This is a genomic window from Streptomyces sp. NPDC104309 (genome assembly GCF_055584025.1).
In genome coordinates, this window is the sequence record NZ_JBVJMV010000102.1 from 1 (window position 1) to 9045 (window position 9045).

The following is a 9045-nucleotide window of genomic DNA, read 5'->3' on the forward strand; positions in this document are numbered from 1 at the left end:
CGCCCTCAAGGAGCTGATCACCGAGGTCCACGAGACCAACTTCCGTGTCTATGGCGCCAGGAAGGTCTGGCGTGAGCTGCACCGCCAGGGCCACGTAGTAGCCCGGTGCACCGTCGAACGCCTGATGCGGGATCTCGGCATCACCGGCGCCGTCCGCGGAAAGAAGGTCATCACCACGATCCCGGACAGCTCAGTCGAACGGGCGCCGGACCTGCTGGACCGCAAGTTCGTCGCGCCGGCGCCGAACCGCTGCCGGGTCGCTGACTTCACCTACGTCAAGACGTGGTCCGGAGTCGTCTACGTCGCCTTCGTCGTGGACACCTTCTCCCGCCGGATCGTTGGCTGGTCCGCCGCCGCGTCGAAGGAGACCAGGCTCGTACTGGACGCCCTGGAGATGGCTCTGTGGCAGCGCGATCGGGACGGATTCCCCCACACCGCAGGCGAGTTGATACATCACTCGGACGCCGGGTCGCAATATACGAGTTTCCGGCTCGCCGAGCATCTGGACGCCGTCGGCATCGCGGCTTCGATCGGCTCGGTCGGCGACGCCTACGACAACGCCCTCATGGAGTCCGCGATCGGCCTGTTCAAAACCGAGCTGATCAAGCCCGGCCGGCCCTGGAGGACACTCTCCCAAGTCGAACTCGCGACGGCCGAGTGGGTCGACTGGTACTGCCACCGCCGACTCCACGGTGAAATAGGGCACATCCCACCCGTCGAATACGAGACCAACCACTACCTCACCACCGCGAAACCCCAGGTCAAAACCACAATCTGAGATCTCTACCGAACCCGGGGCGGTTCAGTGGACACTGGCCCGGGTGAAGACTCTGATCGGGCGGTTGTTTCACGTCAGCTACACGGTGGAGGGGACATGGCGGCTACTGAAGCGTCATGGCTGGTCCTGGCAGCAGCCGGCCCGCAGAGCGATCGAACGTGACGACGACGCAGTGGAGTTGTGGAAGAAGGAGGTGTGGCCGCAGGTAAAAGCACGGCGGCGGCCCGCGGGGCCTGGATCGTCTTCGAGGACGAGGCCAGCCAGTCGCTGAGGCCGCCACGCGCGAGGTCCTGGGGCCGGGTCGGCCGGACTCCGGTCGTCCGCGTCCAGGGCCGCGGTTCCGGACGGGTTTCGATGGCGGGAATGGTCTGCTTCCGCCCCGGAGACCGGTCGAGGCTGATCTACAGCTTCCGCGTTCACCGGGGCCGAAAGGGCGAACCCAAAGGATTCACCTGGCAGGACTACCGCGACCTCATCGTGCGGGCGCACAACCAGCTCAAAGGCCCCATCGTCCTGGTCTGGGACAACCTGCGCACCCATCTCATGTCACAGATGAAAGACTTCATCGCAGCGAACGAGGACTGGCTGACCGTCTTTCATTTCCCGTCCTACGCACCTGACCTCAACCCCCAGGAAGGCATCTGGTCCCTGGTGAAACGGACGATCGGCAACCTCGCCGCCGCGAACCTCGACCAGCTCGCCGCCGCCGTGAAGCGCAGCCTCAAGAAGACCCAGTACCGACCGCACCTCATCGACGGCTGCCTCATAGGCACCGGCCTGACCCTGACCAGCTGACACGATCAGGCCGACATCACCCATTCAAGTTCAGTAGCCGCGATCCGCGACCTGATCCGCAGCGCCCTCAAGCTCGCCGGCTACGTCAACACCGCAGCCGGACGCCGAGCCCACGCAGACCACGGCCGGGCCCTCGCCCTCTACGGCATCACGTGATCAAACCAGACGATCCCGGCAAACGCCGGGGCCCTGACCCCATCCACCACGCCGGCCAGCGGCGATGCCTCACGCCTCACGAACTACAGCTGCCGTGGATGTGCTCCTGTGCCCGGCGGTAGGAATCCCCACGGCCGTTCTCCTGGTCGTCGGTCTCGAACTCGTTGAACACCTGGGTGAGTGACTTGAGGGCCTGCTCGGCGCCGTCCCGGCCGAAGTCGAGTTCCGCGTAAAGTCGCGGATGCTTTTCGCGGACCAGTTCGAGATAGGCGCCCAAGTCGATCCCGTCAAGGTATTCGGTGTCACGCGATTCGCGCAGCAGAGATTGCACGCTCATGGAGATTTCCCTCTGTTGTGAAGCGCCCAGAACGGAAATGGCCCGGCGCTCTTGGAAGTCCGCGGCTCGGATGGCGCGGGTGGAATTCTGTAAAGCTCGCCGCCCGTGGTCAAGCTCTGTTCAACTGACCAGAGCAGCCTTTGTCCGCGGCGACGCCGCACGCCACTGCCCCGGCCGAACAGGACCATCCGCCCGAACGGCGTGAGACACCGTTACGCGACGGTGCGCGCCACCGTCAGCTGACGAACGGCGGCGAGGTCGGCGCAGCCGGACAACAGCACGGCCTCTTCGGTCTCGGTGCGCAGGAGGCCGAGAACGGTGCGTACACCAGCCGCGCCGTCCGCGGCGAGGCCCCACAGCACCGGACGGCCGTACATCACACCGTCGGCGCCCAGGGCCAGAGCACGCAGGACATCCGCTCCCGTGCGCACGCCGCCGTCCAGCAGGACCTCACAGCGGCCGGCCAGTCTCTCGACCACCGGGGGCAGCGCGGCGCAGCTCGGCACGGCCGCGGGCAGCTGACGGCCGCCGTGGTTCGAGACGACCACCGTGTCGGCCCCACGCTCGGCCGCCCGCACGGCGTCGCGGGGGTCGAGAATCCCCTTGACCACCAACGGCAGTTCGGTCTGGGCGCGCAGCCACTCCAGGTCGGACCAGCCGGCCGCCGGATCGAAGGCGACCGCGGAGTGGGTCGCCACGGCTGAGGCGCCCGGCACCCGGGTGTGGGTGGTGGGGCCGGTGTCGTCGAGGTTGCCGGCGGTGACGTCGGCAGGCAGGGCGAATCCGTTGCGCAGGTCGCGCGGCCGTCGGGCCATGACGGGGACGTCCACCGTGATGACGATGGCCCGGCAGCCGGCCTGTTCGGCCCGGCGCACCAGGTCGAGCAGCACTCCCCGGTCGCGCAGCCAGTAGAGCTGGAACCACAGTGTCGCGCCCACGTCCGCGATCTTCTCCAGCGGGTGGCTGGAGAGCATCGGCACAACGTACGGAATGCCTTCCGCGCGCGCAGCCTCGGCCACCGCGAGTTCACCCTGGGGGTGGACGAGTCGTTGGTAGGCCATTGGGGCAATCACCACCGGCATCCGGGTCTCGCTGCGCCCGAGTTGCCGCGCCAGCCGCACACCGCCCGGTTGCCCGTTCAGCACACGCGGTACCACGGTGATTCGGTTCAGCTCGGTCAGATTGCCCGTCAGGACGGACTCGTCCCCGCTGCCTCCCGCGACGAAGTCCCAGATGTCCGCCGGAAGCCGGTCGCGGGCCGCTTGCTCGGCCTCCGCCACGCGGGTCCAGGGTGGAGTGACGCCCGGTCCGGCGCCGGTACTGCTCATTGGGGGACTCTTTCTCGTACAACCCTGCTCAGGTGGTGACCTCGCGGCCCGGTGGGGGCGTGGCCGTCGGTGTGCGTTGCGCGCCGTGGCCGAATCGGGTGGCGCGGGCCCGACCTCACCGGCGGTCGTCGTCCGCGGCGCGCTGCCGTTCGACCGCTGTGTACAGTGCCTTGATGTTGGCGCTGCCGAAGGTCCGTGAGCCGAGCCGCTCGATGAGCTCGAAGAACAGGGTGTTGCGCGGGTGGACGGAGCCGGTGAAGATCTGCAGGAGCTGGCCGTCGGGGTCCTCGTCGGCGAGGATGTCGAGAGCCCTCAGCTGCTCGACACCGTGGCGGGTGGGTGTCAGCCGCTCGGGCAGCATGTCGTAGTAACTCCCGGGTGTTTCGAGGAACCGGACGCCGGTGTCGCGCAGCCTTTCCACGTCCCGGGTGATGTCGCGGGTACTGAAGGCGATGTGCTGCACCCCGGCGCCGCCGTGGTTCTTGATGAACGCGTCGATCTGGCCGGGCTGCAGTGTCAGATCGGGTTCGATGACCGTGAAGGTGACGTCACCGGAGCGGCTCTGTATGGCAATGGAGTCCATCGCCTGCTCGCCGACCATGATGCGTTCGGTGAACACCTCGCGGAAGTCGAGGACTTGCTTGTAGTACTCCACCGTCGGGCGCAGTTGGCCGGCCTCGACGCAGACCGCGAAGTGGTCAACCGTGTCCAAGTGGTCGTCCGCGCCGGGTTTGACCGGTTCGCCGGACGGAACGAGTCCCGGCAGGGTGCGTGAGCCCAGGGCGTTCGGACGCTCGACGAAGGTATGCACCACATCGCCGAAGCCGGAGATCGTCGCACAGATGATCCCGTCGTGGTCGGCCGGGGGCGACACCGGCTGCGCGCCGCGTCGGACGGCTGTACGAAAGGCCGCTGCCGCGTCGGAGGTGCGGAGCGCGATGTCGGACACTCCGTCGCCGTGCAGTGCCACATACGCCGCGGCCGGGTGGTCCGCTCCTGCGGCGCCAGTGAGCACCAGCCTGATGTCCGCTGTCCCTACCGCCGCGGTGGCCACACCCGCGCTGGACGCCGAGTCGGCGGAGCGGGCGTACAGGCCCATGCCGTAACGCTTCACCCAGACATCGGTCGCGGTGTCGAGGTCCGCGACGGCGAACCGGACATGGTCAACACTCAGATCTTCCAGCACAGGCATCACGGTGTTCTCTCCTCGTGTCAGCTCAGTACGTCCATGCTGTGCGGACCAGGAGTCGACCGGATCGGCAGAAGCCGCTGTTACGGATGCCGGGCAGTCGACCGCGAGATCCACCGCCCCGTCCGGGCCGGCGTCGGCGTCAGGACGCGACCACTGAGCTCTGCTCGGCCACAAGTGCCGCGAGCCGGTCCAGGCCGGGTCCGATGTCCTGGGGCCGCAGCGCGCTGCACGACAGGCGCAGGCTGCGGGCGCCCGCATCGGAGCCGGGGTAGAACTGGCTCATCGGTGTCCAGAGCACCTGGTGACGACTGGCCGAGTGTTCCAGCAGGGCCTCGTCCGCCCGGAACGGAACGTGCAGCATGACGAAGAAGCCGCCGACCGGCCTGGTCCAGTGCACGGCCTGCGCGCCGTCGCCGCCGAACCGTACTCGCAGCCCGCGCAGCAGCCGGTCCAGGTTGTCCCGGTATACGGCGGTCACCCGCTCATTGGCACGGACGAGGCTGAAGTCGTGGGCCAGGAGACGACCGGCGACGACCGCTTGGCTCACCGGGGATGTGTTCAGGGTGATCATGCTCTTGATCTTGCCGAGCTCGTCGGCCAGCAGGCCGGTCCTGCGCCCGCCCGAGGTCACCGCCTGATCGGCGACCACGTACCCGACCCTGGCGCCCGGCATCACCGACTTGGCGAAGGAACCGATGTAGACGACCTGGCCGCCCTCGTCGAGGGACTTGAGGGTGGGGAGCCGCTCGCCGTGACCTGCGTAGATGCCGTACGGGTTGTCCTCGACGATCAGCAGCCGGTTGCGTTCGGCGACCTCGAGCAGCCGACGCCGCTCGGCGATCGGCAGGCACGTCCCGGTGGGATTGGCGAAGTCGGGGATGACATAGAGGCAGCGAGGCCGAAGACCGGCCGCGCGGGCCGTGGCGAGAACGGCCTCCAGATCGTCGAGGTCGACTCCGTCGTCACCCGAGGAAACAGGGAGAACGGGCATACCGACCACGCTGGCCGCTCCTGTGAAACCCGCGTACGTCGGCGCAACCGCCAGCGCGACGTCGGCGGAGTCGCGGCACAGCGCGCGCAGGACCAGAACCATCGCCTCCTGCGCGCCGACGGTCACGACGACCGCTTCGGGAACGGTCTCGATGCCCTCGTCGACGTGCAGGTACCGGCAGACGAGGTTGTTGATGATGCCCTTGGCCGGTCCGTACGAGAACAGGGCTCTGATGACGTCATGCTCGGGCCGGGTCGAGTGCGCCGTCAGGTAGGTGCGGAACGCACGCAGGTCGTTCGCGGTGTCGTCGGCGGTGACGAATCGCTCGTTCGGCCGTCCCGCCGCGAAGGAGATGGCGTCGGGGAACCGCTCGGCGACCTCGTTGAGGAAGTTCATCGCGTCGAGCAGGGGGTCTTGTAGCGCGCGGGTCAATTCCGCCATCGCGAGTTCCATGCCGTCACTCTCGACGCTGCTCGCTCCCGGGGGACCGGTGATCGCCCCCGTTACGAGAGCGGGCGGTGGTCCCGGCCGTGTCGTAACGCGGGGGAGCACGCTGTTCCGCGAGGGGCGGTCAATGGCCAGGAGGCGATCCCTGGCGGCGCGGCCCGCGCTGCGGTCGGAAGCACTCGCAGCTGTTCACCGCCGCCAGATCCCGACGCGCGGACCGTCTCGGAGACTCCACTCGCGTCATGCCGCGATCCCAGGTGGGCGGTCTTGTTGACGTCGGCGAACGAGTTCGGGGTGTGGCGGGCGGCCCAGGCGGCCATGTGCGCGCGGGAGCGCAGTCGCAGGACGGACCGGATGCTGCGGATGTGCGTTTCCACCGTCCGCACGGAGAGGTGCATCCGATGGGCTATCTCCGAGTTGGCGAATCCTTCCATCACCAGCTGAAGCACCTCCCACTCACGCGCCGTCAGCAGGTCGTCGTCCCCGGTCGGCGGGGAGGGAACGGCGTCGGCGCGGGCCAGCACGACACTCTGCCGGAGGCCGAGACCGCGGGCCGACGCCAGTGCCGCGACGACCCGCCCCTTCGACAAGATGCGCGTGGCGGCACCGTAGGCCTCGACAAGCTCCTTACGCCAGGCAGGGAAGAAGCGCAGCGCCGTGGAGGGCCTGCCCTCAGTGGTGGTCATGAGCTTGAGCACGCGCTCGAAGTCATCGCTCCGCGCCGCGCAGAGGGCAAGCCCGAGAATCCCGTCGTAGGCACCGGGCCGGAACGCGGAGTCCAGGGCCTCCTGGAAGAACCCCTCGGCCTTGGGCAGGTCGTCGTTCTCCAGCGCGAGGGCACCAGCGGTGATCAGGGCGGCGCTGAGGTGTTCCGGCGGTGCCGACGCCCGCAACACGGGAAGGGTCTTCTCCAGCAGCACGGCGGCCAGGCCGCAGCGGCCGCGGTGCAGCAGGTGCCGGGCCAGATGCGCCCGGCAGACGGCGAGCGGGACCTCCTCCGCACCACGTCTCGCGACGCCCAGAGCCACATCGAGGTCGCGATACGCGGCCTCACGGTCGCCGTACATCTCGTTGGCAAGGCTCGACAGCAGCGCGACCCGGGCCAGTTGTACGTCGTCACCGGAGCGGCGCGCGACGGCCACGGTCTCCCCGACGAGATTCATGGCCTGCCGACCGTGCCCATACCAGCAGGCAAGCGTGAGCGCTCCCTCCAGCGCGTGGTGGCGGCGTGCGGAGGAGGTCTCGGTGACCGCCAGCGTGTGCTGGATTCTCTCCAGGACATCGCCCACGTTCTCACCGGACGCCAGCTCTGCGGCGGCGAGCGCCCAGGACAAGGAGAGCTGCCTCTCGTCGTCGGTGGTAGCCAGCCACGACAACAGACGGCGGATGATGTCGCGCTCCTCGGACAACTGGTACAATGCCCCGGGGGACAGCACCAGTTCGTCGTTCAGCGTTCTCGCGCGGGCCGCCGTCCAGTCCGCCAGCCGGTTCAGCACTCCCTCCTCCTCTCCGGAGGCGGTCAGGTGCTGCCGGCCGAGACTGCCGACGGAGTTCGGCACCTGGTAACCGGAGGGCCGGTGCGGTCCGCGCGTGCGGACGACAACCAGCGACTTGGCCTCCAGGCTGATCAGAAGGTCGGGGACCGTCTCGGCGTCGGCGGGATCGCCGCCATACGCCACCGTCGCCGCCTCGACACTGTTGATGCCGGTCAGCAGCGACAGACGGCGGAACAGTCGCTGTTCATCGGCGCCGAGGTGGTCGTAGCTCCACCGCAACGCCGCACGCCAGCTGCGGTGTCGGGGGTCGGCCGTCCGCCAGCCTTGATTCAGCAGGGACAGCGGTTCCTTGAGGCGCTCCCTGATCTCGGCCACGGGGAGCGCGCGGGCGAGCTGGGCGGCGAGTTCGAGGGCCAGCGGGATGCCGTCCAGTGCGGTGCAGACAGCTCTGACGTCCTCCGAGTTCTCCTCGTTCAGCCGGAACTCGTGGTTGACCGCGCTGCTCCGCTCGACGAACAGCCGTACAGCGTCCGCCCGTAGGCAGCTCTCCGGCGAGTCGACGGAGGCGGCGTCGGGCAGGGAGAGTCCGGGGAGTCGGTAGACGGCCTCACCGGAGATGCGCCACGTCTCCCGGCTGGTGGCGATCACGCGCAGTCCCGGGAATCGGAACAGCAGGTCGACAATCGCCGGGCCGCATGTCTCCAGTACGTGCTCGCAGTTGTCGAGCAGGACGAGCTGTTCATCGGCGCGACCGGCCGTGCGCCGGATCATCGGCGCGATCTGGTCCTCAATGGTCGCCTCAAGGGCCGCGACGGCCCGCCGGGGCTCGGAACCGGCCATTTCCGGAGTGCGGAGATCGACGAACACGGTGTCGCGGTGGCTGACGCGCTGTTCCTTCTTCGCGAGTTCCGTCGCGAGCCGGGACTTACCGGCGCCGGGCGGTCCGGTCACGGTGAGGAGCCTGGTGGTACGGAGAATGCGACGCAATTCGACGAGGTCGTGCTCGCGGCCGATGAAACTGCTCAGTTGAGTCGCGTCGTTGGCGCCGGCCAGAGGTGTCCCGTCCTTGACGCGGCGCCGGTAAGCGCGTTGCCGGCAGGCATTCGAGCAATATCGGGTGTGTGTCGACTTCTTGCCCTCGACGCGTTGTATGCGCTCCCCACACGTCTCGCATGCAGACGCCTTCTCGTTGGATTTCTGCATCTGTGAGCACCCACGCAACTCTGATCGAGCAATTCCGCAATCAGGCGGTCGACGACAGGGACATCGATCAATGGGCTTGTCCGCCCTGCCCGGGTGGTGACGTCGTCGGACGAGACGAGGCCGACACCGTGTCGGCGTCGCCCGTGGGCGCGGGCCCCCGGTCCAGTCCGAGCACGAGCGGTACGGCCAGCACGCTGATCGCGGTGAGGAACACCCAGGGCAGCGCCGCACCGCCCTCCAACAGCGCGGTGAGCAGCGCCGGGGCGAGGGCACCGCCGACCGACCAGGACAGCTGGTAGACGCCCAGATAGCGGCCCCGCAG

Annotated in this window: 6 protein-coding genes and 3 pseudogenes; 3 read left to right on the forward strand and 6 right to left on the reverse strand. The window is 68.4% G+C overall.

Translation table 11 applies throughout. The features are described 5' to 3' along the window. From ACZ68L_RS46040 to ACZ68L_RS46050, 3 genes and pseudogenes are all read left to right on the forward strand, one after another. Nucleotides 1-778 (forward strand): IS3 family transposase (locus ACZ68L_RS46040; protein WP_469590782.1); only part of this gene is annotated, 778 nt, incomplete at its 5' end. A gap of 25 nt (nt 779-803) precedes the next feature. Next, nucleotides 804-1573, forward strand: a pseudogene (locus ACZ68L_RS46045) (IS630 family transposase); the annotation flags it as partial. An 18-nt stretch (nt 1574-1591) separates the two neighbouring features. Continuing rightward, nucleotides 1592-1729, forward strand: a pseudogene (locus ACZ68L_RS46050) (ISAs1 family transposase); the annotation flags it as partial. A gap of 76 nt (nt 1730-1805) precedes the next feature. On the opposite strand, the gene ACZ68L_RS46055 reads toward ACZ68L_RS46050, so the two are convergent. The 6 genes and pseudogenes from ACZ68L_RS46055 to ACZ68L_RS46080 form a co-directional block, all read right to left on the reverse strand. Beyond that, nucleotides 1806-2066 (reverse strand): hypothetical protein, encoded by a 261-nt coding sequence (locus ACZ68L_RS46055; protein ID WP_469590783.1) that lies wholly within the window; start codon nt 2064-2066, stop codon nt 1806-1808. Between the two features lie 212 nt (nt 2067-2278). Further along, on the reverse strand, nt 2279-3394 hold the full coding sequence (locus ACZ68L_RS46060; protein ID WP_469590785.1) for an alpha-hydroxy acid oxidase: 1116 nt from the start codon (nt 3392-3394) through the stop codon (nt 2279-2281). A gap of 115 nt (nt 3395-3509) precedes the next feature. Next, the gene (gene hppD / locus ACZ68L_RS46065; RefSeq protein WP_469590787.1) at nt 3510-4586 is read right to left on the reverse strand and encodes a 4-hydroxyphenylpyruvate dioxygenase; all 1077 of its coding nucleotides are present in this window, start codon (nt 4584-4586) and stop codon (nt 3510-3512) included. Between the two features lie 139 nt (nt 4587-4725). Then, a complete protein-coding gene (locus ACZ68L_RS46070) occupies nt 4726-6030 on the reverse strand; it encodes an aminotransferase-like domain-containing protein (RefSeq protein ID WP_469590789.1) in 1305 nt (434 codons plus the stop codon). Between the two features lie 50 nt (nt 6031-6080). Continuing rightward, nucleotides 6081-8723, reverse strand: a complete 2643-nt coding sequence (locus ACZ68L_RS46075; RefSeq protein ID WP_469590791.1) for an ATP-binding protein — start codon at nt 8721-8723, stop codon at nt 6081-6083. A gap of 67 nt (nt 8724-8790) precedes the next feature. Beyond that, nucleotides 8791-9045 (reverse strand): annotated as a pseudogene (locus tag ACZ68L_RS46080) (MFS transporter); the annotation flags it as partial.

Bases quoted from the DNA above. Each gene is read 5' to 3' on its own strand.
- ACZ68L_RS46055 (WP_469590783.1), bottom strand. From the start codon at position 2,066: ATGAGCGTGCAATCTCTGCTGCGCGAATCGCGTGACACCGAATACCTT.
- ACZ68L_RS46060 (WP_469590785.1), bottom strand. From the start codon at position 3,394: ATGAGCAGTACCGGCGCCGGACCGGGCGTCACTCCACCCTGGACCCGC.
- hppD (WP_469590787.1), bottom strand. From the start codon at position 4,586: ATGCCTGTGCTGGAAGATCTGAGTGTTGACCATGTCCGGTTCGCCGTC.
- ACZ68L_RS46070 (WP_469590789.1), bottom strand. From the start codon at position 6,030: ATGGAACTCGCGATGGCGGAATTGACCCGCGCGCTACAAGACCCCCTG.
- ACZ68L_RS46075 (WP_469590791.1), bottom strand. From the start codon at position 8,723: ATGCAGAAATCCAACGAGAAGGCGTCTGCATGCGAGACGTGTGGGGAG.